Below are 19,476 nucleotides of genomic sequence, written 5' to 3' on the forward strand. Positions count from 1 at the left end.
CCTGTCCGGCTACAATTAGCAGTAAGGTATGACCAATTCCCGTGCTGAATGGACGCGCTAGACTTATTCATAAATGTGTCATAAAACTGACGCATAATGGCGGCCGCACACAAACGTGATCGCTAACCTATTGGCAGGATTGACGATGGCAAGACGTATTTTGGTGGTTGAGGATGAAGCCCCGATTCGGGAGATGGTCTGTTTTGTTCTGGAACAGAATGGTTACCAGCCGTTGGAAGCCGAGGATTTTGACACCGCGCTGAACCGGCTGGCGGAACCTTTTCCCGATTTGGTATTGCTCGACTGGATGTTGCCGGGCGGTACCGGGTTGCAATTTATCAAGCACATGAAGCGTGAAGCGATGACACGTGACATCCCGGTGATGATGCTGACCGCGCGCGGCGAAGAGGAAGACCGGGTTCGCGGGCTGGAAGTGGGCGCGGATGATTACATCACCAAACCCTTCTCACCCAAGGAGCTGGTGGCGCGCATCAAAGCGGTAATGCGGCGCATCTCGCCGATGGCGCTGGAAGAGATGATTGAGATGCAGGGGCTGAGCCTCGACCCTTCCTCACACCGGGTGATGGCGAATGAATCCCCGCTGGAGATGGGCCCGACCGAGTTCCGGCTGCTGCACTTCTTTATGACCCATTCAGAGCGGGTGTACAGCCGTGAGCAACTGCTGAACCACGTCTGGGGCACTAACGTCTATGTAGAAGACCGGACAGTGGACGTGCACATCCGCCGCCTGCGCAAGGCGCTGGAGAGCAGCGGCCACGATCGCATGGTGCAGACCGTCCGCGGGACGGGTTACCGATTCTCAACGCGCTACTGATGTCGCGGCGGAGACCATAACGTGCTGGAACGTCTATCCTGGAAGGGGCTGGCGCTGGAGCTGGTGTTGTTCTGCCTGCCCGGCCTGCTGCTGGGGCTGCTGTTCGGCGGCCTCGCCTGGTGGCTGCTGGCCAGCGTACTGAGCGCGTTGGGCTGGAACTACTATAACCAGCTCCGGCTCTCTTACTGGTTATGGCTCGACCGCAGCATGACGCCGCCCACCGGCCGCTGGAGCTGGGAGCCTGTCTTCTACGGCCTTTACCAGATGCAGCTGCGTAACCGGCGGCGGCGGCGTGAGCTGGCGCTGCTGATCAAGCGTTTTCGCAGCGGGGCGGAATCCCTGCCCGATGCGGTGGTGCTGACCACGGAAGAGGGCATGATTTTCTGGTGCAACGGCCTGGCCCAGCAACTGCTGGGGCTGCGCTGGCCGGAAGATAATGGCCAGAACATCCTTAACCTGCTGCGCTACCCGGAGTTTACCCGCTACCTGCAAGGCGAAACCTTTACCCGCCCGCTGACGCTGGTGCTGAACAACGGCCACCATGTGGAATTCCGCGCGATGCCCTACTCTGAAGGGCAGTTGCTGATGGTGGCACGTGACGTGACCCAGATGCGCCAGCTGGAAGGCGCGCGGCGCAACTTCTTCGCCAACGTCAGCCATGAGCTGCGCACGCCGTTGACGGTGTTGCAGGGCTACCTGGAGATGATGGGCGAGGAGACGCTCGAGGAACCACTGCGCAGCAAAGCGCTGCATACCATGCAGGCACAGACCCGCCGCATGGACGGGCTGGTGCAGCAGTTGCTGACGCTGTCAAAAATCGAGGCCGCGCCGCCGCCGGACATGCAGGAGCGGGTGGACATCCCGCGGATGCTGCGCATGTTGCAGCCTGAGGCGCAGGCGTTGAGCAATAACCAGCACCAGATCGAATTCCGCATCAATGAGGCGCTGAAGGTGTTCGGCAATGAGGATCAGTTGCGCAGCGCCGTCTCTAACCTGGTGTATAACGCCGTGAACCATACCCCGCCCGGCACACGCATTGAGGTCTCCTGGCAGCGTACCGCGCAGGGCGCGCAATTCTTGGTCAGTGATAACGGGCCGGGCATCGCCGCTGAGCACCTGCCGCGCCTGACGGAGCGGTTCTACCGGGTCGATAAGGCGCGTTCGCGCCAGACCGGCGGCAGCGGGCTGGGGCTGGCCATCGTCAAACATGCGCTTAACCACCACGACGCCCGGCTGGAAGTGCTGAGCGAACCGGGCGAAGGCACCCGCTTTATGTTTACCCTGCCAAAACGGCTGATTGTGCCGGATGCATTGACTCAGGGCGCGACACAGACATAATTACCCGCTTCAGCCCCCTTGAGCCACACAACCCATGATTTCACGGCATTGCCGGCAGGCCCTGGCCTGCCTCCTGTTTTTGCTGCCGGTCGCATTTTCCTGTTTGCCGGTGTCCGCTGCTTCCCCGGCTTCCGGCCCTGCTGCGCCTCCCGCCAACCGGATGCTTTCCGGTAACCTCTCCAGCGTCGGGTCTGACACGCTGGCGACCCTGATGGCGTTGTGGGGCGAGGGCTTCTCGCGCCGTTTCCCAGGGGTGAATTTACAGATTCAGGCGGCCGGTTCCTCAACGGCACCCACCGCGCTGGCTGCCGGGGCGGCCCAGCTGGGGCCGATGAGCCGCCCGATGAAAAATGCAGAGATCGCCTCCTTCCGCCAGCGTTACGGTTATTCGCCGCTGGCAGTGCCGGTGGCCGTGGATGCGCTGGTGGTGCTGGTCAATCAGGATAACCCGTTGACCGGCCTGACCTGGGACCAGCTGGACGCCATTTTCTCCATGACGCAGCGCTGCGGTGAGACAGGGCAGCTACGCCGCTGGGGGGATGTCGGCCTCGGCGGCAGCTGGGCCAACCGCCCCTTTGCACGTTATGGCCGTAACTCGGCGTCCGGCACCTATGGCTATTTCAAATTACGGGCGCTGTGCGGCGGGGATTTCCTGCCGCAGGTCAATGAGTTGCCCGGCTCCTCCTCGGTGGCACAGGCGGTGGCCGGTACGCTGAACAGCATCGGCTATGCCAGTATCGGCTTCCACACCAGCGGGGTGAAAGCGCTGCCGCTGGCCGAGGATGGCCAACACTTTATCCAGCCCACCGCGGATAATGTGCGCAACGGCCACTACCCGTTGACCCGTTTCCTCTATATCTACGTCAATAAAGCGCCGGGCCAGCCTTTGGAACCGCTGACAGCCGCCTTCTTCAGCCATGTGCTGTCAGAGGCCGGGCAACGGGTGATCACCCGTGACGGCTATCTGCCGTTGTCGCCGGAAAAACTGCGCGAAGTGCGTGCGTTGCTGGGGCTGGCGGAGTAGCGGGGGAGCAGGGAGATAAAAAGGGCGCGCGGCATGGGCAGGCCGCCGCGCGCTTGCCTGATTAACGGGGGCAGACCGCCAGCGTCAGGTACTGCTTGCCGGCCAGGGTGATCGCGCCGGTGAGGGTCTCCTGGTTCGCCTCGCGCAGGTTCAACCGGTGGATCAGCTGTTCGCCGCCGCTGTGAATGTTGAAGGTTTCAGGCGTGTCGCCGGGGTTAAACAGCCGGATAATCAGGGCGTTATCTGTGCCTGGTTTGCACATGCTCATGAAAATGCGGGGGTTGTCGACCGCCAGATGCATGGCCGCCGCAGGCGCAGGGTGGTCAGGGAGGGGGATCGTAAACCGCTCCAGCCGCTCCTCAAAGGTGTTCAGGCTCTGCACATGATAGGCCAGGTAATGTTCGCGGTAGTTATTGACCGCGCGATACACGCCGGCCTCCTCAGTGCGGGGGTCATCAAGCAGCAGCGCGTAGTCAAACGTCATGGTTTGCTGCATCAGCGCATCCGGCGTGTGCACCACTTTATTGTTGATGCCGGATGCCCGCCCCGGCCGCCACCGGGTGTCATCTTTACCCAGCAGCCCCACGCTGCGGAACAGGGTTAACGCAATGCTGTTCTCCTCCGGCACGACTTCATACTCTTTGATGCCTTTGGTCATTACGCCGAAAACGCAGTGCGGGCCTCTGAGGCAGACCACGTTTTCCAGCGTGTGGATCGGCATGGGTTTTTCGACAAACCCGGCTTCCCGCCACCCCGGCACATAGCGGCTCACCGTGTCGCGCCGGAGCATCGAATAGCCCTGGTCGGCATAAGAGCAGGCAGGCCGCTCCACCGGCGTTTTTATCTGCACCCGCAGGCGGTGTTCAGTCATGGTGTTGTGCAGTTCGTGGTGCACCCGCACCAGCGGCTCCTGGTGGCGCAACTCAAGCCGGGTCAGGAGGGTCAGCGGCTGATCCTGACGGCCCGCCTGGCGTTCCGCCATCCCTTGCGGCAGCGTCAACACCGAGGATAAGGTCATGATAGACACCAGCGGGCCGGTTTCTGTCGCCACCAGGCTGAAGGTGTTGCAGCGAAGTAGGTGCTCACTTTCCAGTGGTGAGAAATCAAATTCGTCGCCGTCATCGCCTTCATCCACAAAGGTCAGCAGATCGTCAATCCGCTGGTTAAGCCGGAGATGTTCCAGCGACAGCCGCCCGGCCTCCAGGGTTACCCGGTAGTGGCAGTTTTCAATGTACGTGGCGGAAGTGGGGGCGACCGGGCGGCCGGGCTGCGCCGGGTTCTCCTCATCGACCACATAGGCCTGGTAGCCCAGCCCTTGCGTGGGGAAAGGGGGAAACAGGATTTCGCTGCGGTAGTAGTGTTCGACCGGCTCGAGTTTCTCACCCTGCGCCGTGACAACCACTTTTTTACCGCCATCCATCGCCGCCTGACGGAGCAGGGTGTAGTCCACCGGCGTGCCGTCGTGCCGCAGGGTAAAATGCGGGTTGCGGGTAAAGAGCACGGCGCTGACGGGCTGGTCAAGCGGGTGGACATCAGTATTGAACACCACCAGCAGGTTAGCCTGGCCGAGCTGGCGGGTGATCGGGTGGCTGAGTTTCTTTTTCAGCAGGTTAATCAGGCTCAGCGCAGAACGTTCGACGCTTACCAGGCGCTGCTTAATGTCGTGGTTGACCGGATCGGCGTTCGTCGCCTCAATGCCGTTGTGCGCGTGCGCCAGGAAAACCGTTTTCCAGAGGGTATCCATCAGCCGTGCAGGGCAGGTGATGCCCTGCCGCGCCGCCAGCGCCGCCAGCGGTTCGAGCTGGTCCAGCAACAGATGCTCGGTTTTCCAGGTCTGCTGTTTGATGTCATAGCGGGTGGAGTGGCAGGTGCGGTGAATCCGCGATTTCTGGCAACCCACCAGTTCGCCGTCAATCACGTGCGGGAAATCCGTGTCAGCCCAGGCCGCCTCCATATAGGTTTCATAGCTGGCCAGTCTGAAGGTATAACCGGTCCGGCAGCGGTTCAGCGCGGCCACCGTGGCCGGAAAGCCCGCATTGACCAATACCTGATCGCCGCCGGCGGGCAACAGCAGCTTGTCGGTGCGCTGATTCATGGCGGAGAGCCGATCGAGGATCGGCAATAAACGCTGTTCAAGGTAATCTGGCTGCGCGCTTAAGAATTTCCCCGGCCCATAACCAAAATAGAGATAATTGGTGGCGATCATGGCCTTATTAGGCGCGCGCCAGTAGAAATTCAAATCACCGTTTAATTGGTCAGTGTAAATGCCGCGCTGTAATACACAGTAGGTGATGCCCAGATCGGTAAAAAAGGCGGGCAGCCAGGCGTGCTGGCCAAAAATATCGGGCAGGTAACCAATATTCATGCTGTGGCCGAAGTGCCCGGCTATGTTGGTGCCGTATACCAGGTTGCGGATCAGGGATTCAGTGCGGATCAGCAGGGAGTCACATTGGGTGTACCAGGGGCCGACCAATAACCGCCGCGCACGGATTAACGCCGCTAACCGGGCGCGGTTTTCCGGCCGGATCGCCAGGTATTCGTCAATCACACAGGCGAGGCCATCAAAGGTATAACTGGGAAAGGTGGGATCACGTTCTAATACAGTCATCAGGTAATCCATATTCTCAATTAACAGAATATGGGAGTCCTCGCAGGTGAAATACCATTCCGCATCCCAGTGGGAATGCGGAACGACATAAACCTCTTTATTTGCCATCTGTTACTCCTGTGATTCGATGTGCATTTTCCCTGCCCTGATCAGGGCATAGCGGACAAATACGTTGGTGACTGCAATAAAGGCGACCCCGGCCAGCAGGCCGATAAGATAGGCGGGCAGGTTTTCCACCAGCGGCCAGCCCCAGACGGCAGGCAGCGGGTACCATTGCACCGACCCCAGGCTGATGGCGGTCACGGCCCCGAGCACCGCGCCGCCGATATTGATCGAAATCGTAATCAGGGGGTTTTTCAACATAAAGGGAATCGCCCCTTCACCGATGGCGAGAAAGCCGAGAATTAATGACGTGGTGCCGGTGACGCGCTGGTTTTCATCAAAGACCCGCTGCCTGACCAGGTATTTATCAAGTAATGTCGCAAGCCCAATGCCGATGGGCGGGATCACAATGCCCAGCACCCGCGAGGTTAACGGGTAGATATGGTCGGCCGCCAGGCCAATGGCAATGGCCCCGGCGGATTTATTCACCGGGCCGCCCAAATCAAAAGCGGTGAGGGAGGCGATAATGACGGCCAGCATTAAGGCGCCGGAATTGCCGTGCGCGATAATGGTTTGCTGGAAAAAGTGGTTGATGCCGCCGAATACCGGATCGACGAGATAAAGGTTAATGAAAAAGATCACCAGCACCGTCAGCCCCGGCACGATCAGCATCGGTTTCATCGCCTGGAGGTTTTTATGCAGCCGGATATGTTTATTCAGGTAATCCGCCACCACACCGGCCACTAACCCCAGCATCAACGCACCGAGAAAACCCGAGGGAATACCGCCGCCGATTGACCAGAAGAGATAATGCAGGCCACCGGCGAATGCCCCGCCGATAAAGCCCGGCACCAGGCCGGGGCGATCGGCAATGCTGTACGCCATGTACGCGGAAAAGACCGGGTACATAAATTTCATGATCATAGTGCCGTACAGCGTCAGGCCGTGGAGAACCACCAATAATGGGCGGGGGTGGGCGGCATAGGCGGCGTCACTGATATTGACCACGCCAAACAGGCTGGCCCCGACCTGCCCGATGCCGATCATCAGCCCGGCCGCGACGATGACCGGGATCATGTAGGAGATGCCGCTGGAGACGCCCTGATAGAGCCGGGCAGGGAAGGATTTTTTGCCGCTGCCCGTGGCGGGGGCCTCTTCTGCGCCCACTGCCAGAATGCCGTCCGGGTGATGCAATACGCGGTCGATCAGGCCGTCGGCATTTTTTAACGGCTCCGACACCGTGGTGGAGACATATTTTTTGCCGTTGAACCGCGCTTTGCCTTTGGGCGGCAGCGTCGCGGCAAAGATCACGCCGTCAGCCTGCGCGATCTGTTCAGCCGTGACCTCATCTTCCACGCCGTTTGCGCCCTGTTTCTCACTCAATACCCGGATGCCGCGCGCCGCGCCGGCTTTTTCCAGCGCCTCGGCAGACATATAGGTGTGGGCAATCCCGGCCGGGCAGGAGGTGATGACGATAAGGGTTGGCTGGCGGGCATCCGTGACGTGCGGCGCGGCGGCGCTGTGGCCGCTGTCCAGGATCGCCAGGAACGCCGCCGGGGTGGCGGCGGCTTTCAATGCGGCGACATGGTGTTCCTCCATCAGCAACAGGCTCAGGGAGGAGAGCAGCCGCAGGTGCGCGCCGGGGTCGCCGTCAGGTACGGCCAGCAAAAACACCAGATCAACCTTGTCTTCGCCGTCCATGGTCGGCCAGTCCGCGACCGGTGCGGTCAGCCGCACGGCGGCAAACGCCGGCCTGGTGACCACCGGGGATTTACCGTGGGGAATGGCGATGCCTTGCTCAAAGCCGGTTTCAGAAAGGCGCTCGCGCTGCCACACGGCCTCCAGAAAAGCGTTTTCATCGCTGACGACACCCTGTTCCGCCAGCAACCGGCACAGCCGTTGCAGGATGTCAGCACGGTGCTGCCACGGTTTATCCAATAAAATCAGTCTGTCACTGGTGATGCTGCTTAATAACATATCTCCTCCCTGACATCTGGCGTGGCGATACGGGGCGTTATGGCGTGGCCGTATCGCGGCATATCACGACAGGCAGGGTAATCGATTAACCCCATAAAGACAGTGTGCCTAATGGGATTAACCCGCCATTCCCGGCATTCACAGTGCGTGGCTTTCACAGGCTGTGAATGCCGTCACAGGGGAAGACCGGTACAGGTGGCCAGCGGGTTACGCGGGGGAAAGGCCGGTTGTGATGTGTGAGGCAGGTGAAAAAAGCGGGGGCAGGGCGTACCAACATGAATTTATTTCATGGGCCATGAAAATTCCTCGTTTGCCGTCAGGCAGCGCACATGACAAATTAGCCTTCAAGCCATGTAGACGTCCAGAAGTCTGATGTCACGCAGCGAAATTATTTTAGTGGAAAATAATTCGCTTCAAAAATAGTTAACTTTATAAATTAGTTATCCGTCAGAAATCATTTGATTGTCGCCTTCAGGCGGCAATCCTCAGGAGCCAGAGATGCCAAATAACACACCTGCTTTTTCCGCTGACGTTGTCGGCAGCCTGCTGCGCCCGGCTGCGTTGAAAAAAGCCCGCCAACAATTCCAGGCCGGTGAAATTGATGCCGCGCAACTGCGCCGGGTGGAAGATGAGGAGATTCGCCATGTGGTGGCGAAACAGCGCGAACTGGGCCTGAAAGTGGTGACGGACGGTGAGTTCCGCCGCGCCTGGTGGCATTTCGATTTCTTCGAAGGGCTGGATGGCGTTGAGCCTTACGAAGCGGACCAGGGGATTCAGTTCAACGGCGTGCAAACCAAAGCGCGCAGCATCAAAGTGACCGGGAAGCTGGGCTTCAGCAACCACCCGATGCTGGAAGATTTCCGCTTCCTGCAAAGCATTGCCGGGGATGCGGTGGCAAAAATGACCATCCCCAGCCCGAGCGTGCTGCATTTCCGCGGCGGCCGTAAAGCGATCAGCCACGAGGTGTACCCGGATCTGGCCGTCTATTTCGACGATCTGGCGCAAACCTACCGCGACGCCATCAAAGCCTTCTATGACGCCGGTTGCCGTTACCTGCAACTGGATGACACCGTCTGGGCGTACCTCTGCTCAGATGACCAGAAACGCCAGATGCGTGAGCGGGGCGATGATCCGGCGCAACTCGCGCAGACCTATGCCGATGTGCTCAACAAGGCGATTGCCGGCAAGCCGGACGATCTCACCATCGGGCTGCATGTCTGCCGCGGGAATTTCCGGTCGACCTGGATCTCCGAAGGTGGTTACGAGCCGGTGGCGGAGCTGCTGTTCGGCACCGTCAACATCGACGCCTTCTTCCTGGAGTACGACAATGAGCGTTCCGGTGGCTTTGAGCCGCTGCGCTTCCTGAAGCCGGGCAAACAGCAGGCGGTGCTGGGCCTGGTGACCACCAAAACCGGTGAGCTGGAAGATCCGGCGGTGATTGAGCAGCGCATCCGTGAGGCGGCGCAGTATGTGCCGCTGGAGCAGCTCTGCCTGAGCACCCAGTGCGGCTTTGCCTCCACGGAAGAGGGCAACAGCATCACCGAAGCGCAGCAGTGGGAAAAACTGCAACTGGTGATCAATACCGCTGCCCGCGTATGGTAAGCCGCTGATCCTGCCTGCGGATTGTGTATGAAACGGCCATAGGATGACCGATTCATGCAGGTTCGCAGGCAATGTGTCACAGTTTGTGTGCTGCTTGTTTAAATAATATACAAATCATGTAGGGTGGATCAGAGCATAAACCGCATGATTATCTGGTTAAGAAATTTTATATAGTCAATGACTCTGCTTTTTTGATCCCACCTTGTCTTTCTACGCTATAAACGTTTAACTTAGCCCCCGTTGTCGCGCTATACCGCCTGCAATACGTCAATTTTCCGCCTTTATCGGTGCGTGGTCACTTCCCGCATGGAGAGCTGCTGCAAGAGGCAGCCAACGCCCGCATAGACCTCTGACGATAAAAATAATTTGGCAGCCGGATGCTGAGAACAGGTGTTTGCCTGCGACCAGCCCGCGATAACAGATAAATCCTTTTTCCTTTGAACAGGCAACACGACACAACATGAATCATCGTTTAGCAAGTAAAGATATTCTGGCGCTGGGGTTCATGACCTTCGCGCTGTTTGTCGGCGCAGGAAATATCATTTTTCCGCCGATGGTAGGGTTGCAGTCCGGCGAGCACGTCTGGTGGGCGGCCCTTGGCTTTCTGATCACTGCGGTGGGCTTGCCGGTGGTGACGGTGGTGGCGCTGGCCCGTGTCGGCGGCGGCATTGACGCACTGAGCACGCCGATTGGCCGCAAGGCCGGCCTGCTGCTGGCTACCGTCTGTTACCTGGCCGTCGGCCCGCTGTTCGCCACCCCGCGTACCGCGACCGTTTCCTTTGAAGTGGGGATCGCCCCGCTGACCGGTGACGGCGCGATGCCGCTGCTGGTGTACAGCCTGATCTACTTTGCGCTGGTGATCGCCGTTTCCCTGTATCCGGGCAAACTGCTGGACACCGTCGGCCATGTGCTGGCCCCGCTGAAGATGGTAGCGCTGGCTATCCTGGGTATCGCTGCGGTGCTGTGGCCGGCAGGCCAGCCGATCCCGGCGACCGAAATCTACCAGCAGGTGCCGTTCTCTACCGGCTTCGTCAATGGCTACCTCACCATGGACACGCTGGGCGCACTGGTCTTCGGCATTGTGATTGTGAACGCGGCGAAATCGCGCGGCGTGAGTGATGCGCGCCTGTTGACCCGTTACACCATTCTGGCCGGCCTGATTGCCGGTGTCGGCCTGACGCTGGTCTACCTCTGCCTGTTCAAACTGGGTGCGGGCAGCGGCGTGCTGGTGCCGGATGCGCAGAACGGCGCGGTGATCCTGCACGCGTATGTACAGAACACCTTCGGCGGTATCGGCAGCACCTTCCTCGCGGCGCTGATCTTCCTGGCCTGTATGGTGACGGCAGTAGGCCTGACCTGTGCCTGTGCGGAGTTCTTTGCCCAGCACCTGCCGTTCTCCTACCGGACGCTGGTGTTCGCACTGGGGCTGTTCTCCATGGTGGTCTCCAACCTCGGCCTGAGCCAGTTGATCCAGATCTCCATCCCGGTGCTGACGGCCATCTACCCGCCATGTATCGTGCTGATTGTGCTGAGCTTTACCCTGCGTATGTGGAACCGCACGCCACGCATTGTGGCGCCGGTGATGCTGGTCAGCCTGATCTTTGGTATTATCGACGCCATCAAAGCTTCCGCCCTGACTGTGGCGCTGCCGGCCTGGACAGAACACCTGCCGCTGGCATCCCAGGGGCTGGCCTGGTTGCCGCCATCACTGCTGATGCTGGTCCTGGCCGGGGTTTATGATCGTGCTGCCGGCGAGCGCAATGTCACTGCCCATCAATGATGTGATGATGTCTGCGTAACCCTTCCGATGCCACGGGCCCTCCCGTGGCATTTTTGCGTTAACGATCCGGCACTGTTACGGCAACCGGGCCGTTTTCACCTTTTTGTTTTTGGTTTACTTACAGGTTTAAAAGTACATGGAACAACCAGCCAACAAGCTCAAACGAGGCCTGAGCACCCGGCATATTCGTTTTATGGCCCTGGGATCTGCCATCGGCACCGGGCTGTTTTATGGGTCGGCTGATGCCATCAAAATGGCCGGGCCGAGCGTGCTGCTGGCTTACCTGATTGGTGGGGTCATCGCCTTTATCATCATGCGTGCGCTGGGTGAGATGTCCGTCAACAACCCGCAGGCCAGCTCCTTCTCCCGTTATGCCCAGGATTACCTCGGCCCCCTCTCCGGTTACATCACCGGCTGGACCTACTGTTTTGAGATCCTGATTGTGGCGATCGCCGACGTCACGGCGTTCGGCATTTATATGGGCGTCTGGTTCCCGGACGTGCCGCACTGGATCTGGGTGCTGAGCGTGGTGCTGATCATCGGCGGCATCAACCTGATGAGCGTGAAGGTGTTCGGTGAGCTGGAGTTCTGGTTCTCGTTCTTCAAGGTGCTGACCATCATCATCATGATTGTGGCGGGCATCGGCATCATCATCTGGGGCATCGGCAACGGCGGCCAGCCGACCGGCATCCATAATCTGTGGACCAACGGCGGCTTCTTCAGTAACGGCCTGATAGGGATGGTGCTCTCGCTGCAACTGGTAATGTTTGCCTATGGCGGCATTGAAATTATCGGCATCACCGCCGGTGAGGCCAATGACCCGAAAGTCTCTATCCCGAAAGCGATCAACTCCGTGCCGTGGCGCATCCTGGTGTTCTACGTCGGTACGCTGTTTGTGATTATGTCGATTTACCCGTGGAACCAGGTGGGGACGCAGGGCAGCCCGTTTGTGCTGACCTTCCAGCACATGGGCATCACCATTGCGGCCGGTATCCTGAACTTCGTGGTGATCACCGCGTCGCTGTCGGCGATTAACAGTGACGTGTTCGGCGTCGGGCGGATGCTGCACGGCATGGCAGAGCAGGGCCACGCGCCGAAAATGTTCACCAAAGTCTCAAAACGCGGCATTCCGTGGGTGACGGTGGTGGTGATGATGCTGGCGATGCTGGTAGCGGTCTACCTCAACTACATCATGCCGGAGAACGTCTTCCTGGTGATCGCGTCGCTGGCGACCTTTGCCACGGTGTGGGTCTGGATCATGATTCTGTTCTCACAGATCGCCTTCCGCCGCAGCCTGACCAAAGATCAGGTGGCCAACCTGGCCTTCCCGCTGCGCGGCGGCATCGTGACATCGGTGGCGGCAATTATTTTCCTGGTGTTCATCATCGGCCTGATTGGTTACTTCCCGGATACCCGCGTTTCCCTCTATGCGGGCCTGGTCTGGGTGGCGCTGCTGCTGCTGGGCTACGCCTGGAAAGTGAAATTCCAGCGCCGCGTGGCGGCACAGAAACAGAGCCATTAACCGGCGGTAAGGTTCTCCGCCCCCGTCCTCCTCCCCGGATTTTATACCGGCCAGATGAGGGCGGGGTTTGCCCGGCATGGCATGGTGAGCGCATTGTTATTGCGGCTTCTGGAGACACTATGCTCACTGCCTGGCACCTGCCGGTCCCTCCCTTTATTACCCTGCGCGGCGATTTTCTCTACCTGACACTCTGGCTGGAATGCGACACCGCACCTGAACAGGTGCTGCTGCGTGCCGAACCGGATAACGAGGAGTGGCTCCAGGCCATGACCTCCCGCCGGATGGGGAAATATTACCGTTACCATGCTGTGCTGGCGCTGAATGAGGGGCAACCCGCGCGCCGTTACTGCTTCAAACTGATTTGGCCTGACCATCAGCGCTGGGTCGGCCCGCTGGGCGTGAGCGAGCTGCAACCCGGTGCACTGGGGCAGTTCTCCCTCTCTGTGCCCGATCCCGGCCCGGACTGGGTGAGCGATCAGGTCTTCTACCAGATTTTCCCCGACCGTTTCGCCGCCAGCAACGGCGACCACCAGATCCAGAGCGGCAGCTACTACCACCATGCGGAAAAACGCGAGGTGACGCGCCATGCCTGGGATGACCCGATTGTGGCGGAAGGCTCGCCCTCGGCGTTTTATGGCGGCGATCTGGACGGCATCATCAGTAAATTACCCTACCTGCAAAAGCTGGGCGTCACGGCGCTCTACCTGAACCCGGTGTTTACCGCGCCCAGCGTGCATAAATATGACACGGAAAACTACTATCAGGTTGACCCCTGGTTTGGCGGCGACGCGGCGCTGGTGCGGCTGCGTGAACAGACGCGGGAAGTTGGCATGCGGCTGATTTTAGATGGCGTGTTCAACCATACCGGCGACTCCTGCGCCTGGTTTGACCGCCACCAGCAGCACCCCAACGGCGCCTGCCACCATACTGATTCCCCTTACCGCGACTGGTACAGCTTCTGGCCGGACGGCAGCACCCGTGACTGGAAAGGCTTCAGCAGCCTGCCCAAGCTCAATTATGCCAGCCCCGGCGTGGTGGAGCAGATTTACCAGGGGCCGCAGAGCGTGGCGCGTTACTGGCTGCGGCCGCCCTTCAGTATCGACGGCTGGCGGCTGGATGTGATCCACATGCTGGGCGAAGAGGGCGGTGCAAAAAACAACCTGCACCATCTGGCCGGTATCAGGCGGGCGATCCGCGAGGAGAACCCGGAGGCCTATATCCTCGGCGAGCATTTTGATGATGCGCGCGACTGGCTGCACGCCGGGGTGGAGGATGGCGCAATGAACTACCGGGGCTTTGCCGTGCCGGTGCGCGCTTTCCTGGCCGGCATCGACAACGCCGGGCACCCGGTTTCGCTGACGGCACAGACCTGCGCGGCGTGGATGGAGGGCTACCGCGCCGGGCTGCCGCACCAGGTGCAGCTGCGGCAGTTTAACCAGCTCGACAGCCATGACACCGCCCGTTTCCTCACCCTGCTGAAGGGCGATACGGCGCGGATGGCGATGGCCGTGGTATGGCAATTCAGCTGGATTGGCGTGCCGTGCATCTACTATGGCGATGAGGTCGGGCTGGATGGCGGCAACGATCCCTATTGCCGTAAAACCTTCCCCTGGAATAAAGAGCAGTGGAATACCGACCTGCTGGCGCTGTACACCCGGATGGCGAAACTGCGCCAGCGCAGCAAAGCCTTGTGCCGCGGCGGTTGCCAGGTGTTGTACGCCGAGGGGAATACGCTGGTATTCCTGCGGGTGTACCAGCGTGAGCAGGTGCTGGTGGCCCTGCAACGCGGCCCGGCGGCCAGTGGGGTATTACCCCTGACGCCCTTGTTGCAGGCAGGCGAGTGGAAACGGCTGGAAGGTGAGGGAGTGCTTACTTCGGAGCGGGAGCAGCTTAACCTGACGCTGCCGGAAGAGAGCGTGACGTTGTGGCGCAGCCGCAGTAAACCCTGATCGCGGCATTAAGCAGGGTGCGCGCGCGACAACCTCTCCCTGAACAAAGCGGGCCTGCCTCAGCCCGCTTTTTGTCGTTGATGCCCAGGTATCAATAACCGATGGCAGCACCGGCCGGGCGGCGCACATCATTGGCCCCGTACAGATAGCCTTCACGCACTTTGCCGGAGACAGCCGAGTCATTGCCGGAGTTGGCCGGGATGACGCCTGCCGCGCCCGGCAGGCCGACCATAATCAGCTCCGCCGCGCCCCACGGGGTCTGCTCCACCATCTTGTAGCCCCGTTGCGCCAGCAGCGCCAGGGTGTCCGCAGAGAGGCCGCGCTGCTCATAATAGACTTCATCCGGCAGCCACTGGTGATGGATGCGCGGGGCGTCCACCGCTTCCTGCGGGGCCATGCCGTAATCGATGATGTTGATCGCCGCCTGCAAGGTAATGCTGATGATGCGTGACCCGCCCGGTGAGCCGAGCACCAGGAAGATTTTCCCGTCTTTGGTCACCAGTGACGGGCTCATCGAGGAGAGTGGGCGCTTACCAGGGGCAATGGCATTGCGGCTGCCCTGCACCAGGCCATACAGGTTCTGTTCGCCCACTTTGGTGGTGAAATCATCCATTTCGTCATTGAGGAAGAAACCGGTGCCCGGTGCGATCACCACTGCGCCGAAGCGGCCGTTGACCGTGTACGTGGTGGAGACCGCGTTGCCTTGCTGGTCAACAATCGAGTAGTGGGTGGTTTCCGGTTTCTCATGCGGCATCATGCCCGGCTGCACCTGTTTTGATGGCGTGGCGCGTTCCGGGTCGATCTGTTTGCGGATTTCACCGGCGTAACTTTTGCTGGTCAGGCGGCCGATGGGGTTGGTGACAAACGCCGGATCGCCGAGGTAGGTGTTGCGGTCCATATAGGCGTGGCGCATCGCTTCCGTCAGCACATGAACCGAGGCGGCAGAGTTGAAGCCCATCTCTTTCAGGTTGTAGCCTTCGAGGATATTGAGCGTTTCACACAACGTGGTGCCGCCGGAGCTGGGCGGCGGGGAGGAGACAAACTTATAGCCGCGGTAGCTGCAGGTGAGCGGGGCGGCTTCACTGATCCGGTAGTCGGCAAAGTCTTTGGCAGTCAGTAACCCACCCCCTTTTTTCGCCGCGGCTTCCACCGCCGCCGGGATTTTCCCTTTATAGAAGGCGTCCGGCCCGCGTTGGGCGATCGCCTCCAGCGTGTTGGCCAGATCTTTCTGCACCAGCCGGTCGCCCGGTTGCAGTGCGCTGCCGTCCGGGCGCAGGAAAATCCGCGCCGCTTCCGGGTCGTCATGGAAGCGTTTGACGGTGGTGTCCAGCACGTCGGTGTCTGCACGGGTCAGCACAAAGCCCTGGCGCGCCAGCCTGATGGCCGGCTCCATCACCTGACGGCGCGTCAGCTTGCCATATTCGCGCTGCGCGGTGTCCAGCCCCAGCACCGTACCCGGCACCCCGGCAGAAAGATAGCCATACAGCGACGCCTCTTTGCGCACCTTGCCCTGTTCATCCAGGTACATGTCGGCGCTGGCGGCAGCCGGGGCGGTTTCACGGAAATTGATAAAGGTGTCTTTGCCGTCCGCCAGGTGAATCGTCATAAAGCCGCCGCCGCCGATGTTGCCGCAGCAGGGGTTGACCACCGCCTGCGCGTAGCCGACTGCCACGGCAGCATCCACGGCGTTGCCGCCCATTTTCAGGATATCCACCCCAATCTGCGAGGCCAGATATTGCGAGGAGACCACCATCCCGTGTTGCGCCTCAACCGCCGGCATTGAGGCGGCGTGCAGGCTGGCGCTGACCAGCAGCGCCAGCGCGCTCAGTGGCGCAGTCCATTTTGTTAACCCCATATTCCCTCCTGTCTGTACTGACTTTTATCGTTATTGGTTGCAGGCCGGTACCCGCAGGCACCCTCCCTGAATAACACCCTGCAAATGCCGCGCCAGCCGGGCGGACGGCAGGGTGCTTTACCAGCGTAGCGGCAAACCAAAATGGAAGTCATAGAAAACAGAGGAGAAATATTCATTTTGCCGGGTGGGACGGCATTATGGCGGGGCAACGCTGACCTGAAAAAGGGCAGACGTAAAAAAACCGGCGGGCAAAGCCGGCCGGTTTTTATCCTGAACGCGCAACCGCCGGGCAATCACCCGGCCGGTGAGCAGATTACAGGTTAATGGCGTTTTCAGACAGGTACTTGGCAACGCCGTCCGGAGACGCGCCCATGCCAACTTTGCCTTTTTCCCACTGAGCCGGGCACACTTCGCCGTGCTCTTCGTGGAATTGCAGCGCGTCAACCATACGCAGCATTTCGTCGATGTTACGGCCCAGCGGCAGGTCGTTAACAACCTGGTGACGCACGATGCCGTCTTTGTCGATCAGGAAGGAGCCACGCAGCGCAACGCCTGCGTCCGGGTGCTCGATACCGTACGCTTTCTGGATTTCACGTTTAACGTCAGCCACCATCGCGTATTTCACTTCGCCGATGCCGCCTTTATCAACCGGGGTTTTACGCCATGCGTTGTGAACGAACTCGGAGTCGAAGGAGATACCTACAACTTCCACGCCACGGCTCTGGAATTCAGCGTAACGGTTGTCGAAAGCGATCAGCTCAGACGGGCAAACAAAGGTGAAGTCCATTGGCCAGAAGAAGACAACGGTAGGTTTGCCAGCAGTGTGCTTTTTGAAGTTGAAGTTTTCAACGATTTCACCACTGCCCAGAACGGCAGCAGCGGTAAAGTCTGGGGCTGGGCGAGTTACCAGGACCATAATTACTCCTGTAATATCAAGTTAAAGGACAGTTTATGAATAAGACGAGGGCAGTATAGGGATTTAGGCAGGGTGAATAAAGGGTGAAAGACCAATCATTCAGATAGCTTCCGGCTATTGATGCAAGTTGTAAAAACTATCCTGTTTTAACAATAACCCTTATTTTATCCTGCCTTAACGGCGCGCCGTCATAGCTGGCGGCAGCGCGCTTTTTCCATCATCTGCGGGTAAAAATCAAAGAATATCGCCTCAAACTGCGGGTAATTGCGCTCAATGTCAACAAAAGAGCCTTTCAGCAGATGCAGGCGCGGGCGGCGCGCGGCCATCCCGGCCAGCACATTGGCGATAAACGGCAGCTCCGCATAGCGCTCCAGCCAGCGTTCCGGCCAGAGATAGGCATTAAGATGCTGAAACCCTGCCGGCATGGTGCTTAAGCTGGGTAAAATTTGACCTTGCGCATAGTTCACAAAGGCCGGCAGGGTATAATCCGCCACCAGTTTTTGCCAGTGCAGCGCCAGGAAGTGGTCCCACATGACGTCCATCGTGATGGGGGCAACCCGGCGGTAGGTTTCACTGAACAGGCGGCGCGCCTCTTTAACCGCCGGCAGGCTGTCGGTCAGCGAATCGACCCGCCGGTGCATACGGATGCCGTCAACCACCGCCTGATCATAAAGATGTGTGGGATCGCCGCGGACGAAGTCAGCGGCCAGGTTACCGGTCAGTGAGCTGTTGGCCAGATGGGCCAGATGCAGATGGGCAAGAAAATTCATTCCGGCAGTATAACCATTTCAGGCGGCAGACGCCCTTAATTGTTGCAGCCGGGCGGTGCTGGCTCTAGACTAAGCCGCCTGTTTTTCACGTGAAGTAGAGTGTTATGCGCGTCGCTGATTTTTCGTTTGAACTCCCTGAATCCCTGATTGCCCACTATCCGCAAGCCCAGCGCAGCGGCTGCCGCCTGCTCTCCCTGGACGGCCCCAGCGGTGACCTGACGCACGGCGTCTTCACTGACCTGCTGGAGACGCTGGAGCCGGGTGACCTGCTGGTATTCAACAATACCCGCGTGATCCCGGCGCGGATGTTCGGGCGTAAAGTCAGCGGCGGTAAAATTGAGGTGCTGGTGGAGCGCGTGCTGGATGACCACCGCGTGCTGGCGCATGTGCGCGCCTCCAAAGCCCCGAAAGAGGGCGCTGAGCTGCTGCTGGGGGATGATGAAAGCATCTCCGCGACCATGGTGGCCCGCCACGACGCCCTGTTTGAACTGCGCTTCAATGATGAGCGCGACGTGTTCAGCGTGCTGAACGCCGTCGGGCATATGCCGCTGCCGCCCTATATTGACCGCCCGGATGAGGACGCGGACCGCGAGCTTTACCAGACCGTCTACAGCGCCAAACCGGGCGCGGTGGCAGCCCCGACCGCCGGGCTGCACTTTGACGAGCCGCTGCTGGCCGCGCTGAAAGAGAAGGGCGTGGAGATGGCCTTCGTGACCCTGCACGTCGGCGCCGGGACGTTCCAGCCGGTGCGGGTGGAGAGCATTGAAGACCACATTATGCACGCCGAGTATGCAGAAGTGCCGCAAGAGGTCGTGGACGCGGTGCTGGCCTGTAAAGCGCGCGGCAAGCGTGTGGTCGCCGTCGGCACCACATCCGTGCGCTCGCTGGAGAGCGCGGCGCAGGCCACGCAGGATGGCCTGATCGCGCCGTTCTTCGGCGACACCAAAATCTTTATCTACCCCGGTTATGAGTATCAGGTGATCGACGCCCTGATCACCAATTTCCACCTGCCGGAATCCACGCTGATTATGCTGGTGTCGGCCTTCGCCGGGTATACCCAGACGATGAATGCCTACCACACCGCGGTGGCCGAGCAGTACCGTTTCTTCAGTTACGGCGATGCGATGTTCATTACCCGTAACCCGCTGGCCCCGCAACAGGCGGCAGGCCGGTAATACCCGGCCCGGCGCGTCGTGCG

General features: G+C 59.9%; 14 protein-coding genes. 9 read left to right on the forward strand and 5 right to left on the reverse strand.

Annotation, left to right across the window (positions count from 1 at the left end):
- Positions 1–145 precede the first annotated feature (145 nt).
- The 3 genes from phoB to JK232_RS04905 are packed head-to-tail and all read left to right on the forward strand — an operon-like array spanning position 146 to position 3,197.
- Positions 146–835: a phosphate response regulator transcription factor PhoB gene (gene phoB / locus JK232_RS04895; protein WP_072926577.1), complete on the forward strand. Its 690-nt coding sequence runs from the start codon at positions 146–148 to the stop codon at positions 833–835.
- Positions 836–856: 21 nt separating this feature from the next.
- The gene (phoR, locus tag JK232_RS04900; protein WP_072926574.1) at positions 857–2,173 is read left to right on the forward strand and encodes a phosphate regulon sensor histidine kinase PhoR; all 1,317 of its coding nucleotides are present in this window, start codon (positions 857–859) and stop codon (positions 2,171–2,173) included.
- A gap of 37 nt (positions 2,174–2,210) precedes the next feature.
- A complete protein-coding gene (locus JK232_RS04905; protein WP_394853976.1) occupies positions 2,211–3,197 on the forward strand; it encodes a PstS family phosphate ABC transporter substrate-binding protein in 987 nt (328 codons plus the stop codon).
- Between the two features lie 61 nt (positions 3,198–3,258).
- Here JK232_RS04905 and JK232_RS04910 read toward each other — a convergent pair whose 3' ends face one another.
- Positions 3,259–5,913 carry a glycoside hydrolase family 38 N-terminal domain-containing protein gene (locus JK232_RS04910; protein ID WP_212588899.1) on the reverse strand — a complete coding sequence of 885 codons (2,655 nt, stop codon included), beginning with the start codon at positions 5,911–5,913 and terminating at the stop codon, positions 3,259–3,261.
- Positions 5,914–5,916: 3 nt separating this feature from the next.
- Positions 5,917–7,884, reverse strand: coding sequence for a PTS fructose transporter subunit IIABC (locus JK232_RS04915; protein WP_212588900.1), 1,968 nt, complete (start codon positions 7,882–7,884; stop codon positions 5,917–5,919).
- 498 nt (positions 7,885–8,382) lie between these two features.
- On the opposite strand from JK232_RS04915, the gene JK232_RS04920 reads away from it, so the two are divergent.
- The 4 genes from JK232_RS04920 (at position 8,383) to malZ (ending at position 14,737) form a co-directional block, all read left to right on the forward strand.
- Positions 8,383–9,486, forward strand: a complete 1,104-nt coding sequence (locus tag JK232_RS04920; RefSeq protein WP_072926568.1) for a cobalamin-independent methionine synthase II family protein — start codon at positions 8,383–8,385, stop codon at positions 9,484–9,486.
- A gap of 460 nt (positions 9,487–9,946) precedes the next feature.
- A complete protein-coding gene (brnQ, locus tag JK232_RS04925) occupies positions 9,947–11,266 on the forward strand; it encodes a branched-chain amino acid transport system II carrier protein (protein ID WP_072926567.1) in 1,320 nt (439 codons plus the stop codon).
- Between the two features lie 136 nt (positions 11,267–11,402).
- Positions 11,403–12,788: a proline-specific permease ProY gene (gene proY, locus JK232_RS04930; RefSeq protein WP_072926566.1), complete on the forward strand. Its 1,386-nt coding sequence runs from the start codon at positions 11,403–11,405 to the stop codon at positions 12,786–12,788.
- A gap of 119 nt (positions 12,789–12,907) precedes the next feature.
- The gene (gene malZ, locus JK232_RS04935; RefSeq protein WP_072926565.1) at positions 12,908–14,737 is read left to right on the forward strand and encodes a maltodextrin glucosidase; all 1,830 of its coding nucleotides are present in this window, start codon (positions 12,908–12,910) and stop codon (positions 14,735–14,737) included.
- Between the two features lie 91 nt (positions 14,738–14,828).
- Here the strand turns inward: malZ and ggt are convergent, their stop codons facing one another.
- Complete coding sequence (gene ggt / locus JK232_RS04940) at positions 14,829–16,592, reverse strand: gamma-glutamyltransferase (protein WP_101834281.1); 1,764 nt, start codon at positions 16,590–16,592, stop codon at positions 14,829–14,831.
- Positions 16,593–16,733: 141 nt separating this feature from the next.
- Here ggt and JK232_RS04945 point away from each other — a divergent pair, with 141 nt between their 5' ends.
- Complete coding sequence (locus JK232_RS04945; RefSeq protein WP_146000790.1) at positions 16,734–16,916, forward strand: hypothetical protein; 183 nt, start codon at positions 16,734–16,736, stop codon at positions 16,914–16,916.
- Here JK232_RS04945 and JK232_RS04950 read toward each other — a convergent pair.
- Together JK232_RS04950 and JK232_RS04955 are read right to left on the reverse strand one after the other, a co-directional pair.
- Positions 16,906–17,508: a peroxiredoxin C gene (locus JK232_RS04950; RefSeq protein ID WP_072926562.1), complete on the reverse strand. Its 603-nt coding sequence runs from the start codon at positions 17,506–17,508 to the stop codon at positions 16,906–16,908. The genes JK232_RS04945 and JK232_RS04950 overlap by 11 nt on opposite strands.
- A 188-nt stretch (positions 17,509–17,696) precedes the next feature.
- The gene (locus JK232_RS04955) at positions 17,697–18,278 is read right to left on the reverse strand and encodes an acyl carrier protein phosphodiesterase (RefSeq protein ID WP_072926561.1); all 582 of its coding nucleotides are present in this window, start codon (positions 18,276–18,278) and stop codon (positions 17,697–17,699) included.
- A 104-nt stretch (positions 18,279–18,382) separates the two neighbouring features.
- On the opposite strand from JK232_RS04955, the gene queA reads away from it, so the two are divergent.
- The gene (queA, locus tag JK232_RS04960; RefSeq protein WP_072926560.1) at positions 18,383–19,453 is read left to right on the forward strand and encodes a tRNA preQ1(34) S-adenosylmethionine ribosyltransferase-isomerase QueA; all 1,071 of its coding nucleotides are present in this window, start codon (positions 18,383–18,385) and stop codon (positions 19,451–19,453) included.
- Positions 19,454–19,476 lie beyond the last annotated feature (23 nt).

This window comes from Nissabacter archeti (assembly GCF_018257325.1).
Lineage (GTDB): Bacteria > Pseudomonadota > Gammaproteobacteria > Enterobacterales > Enterobacteriaceae > Chimaeribacter > Chimaeribacter arupi.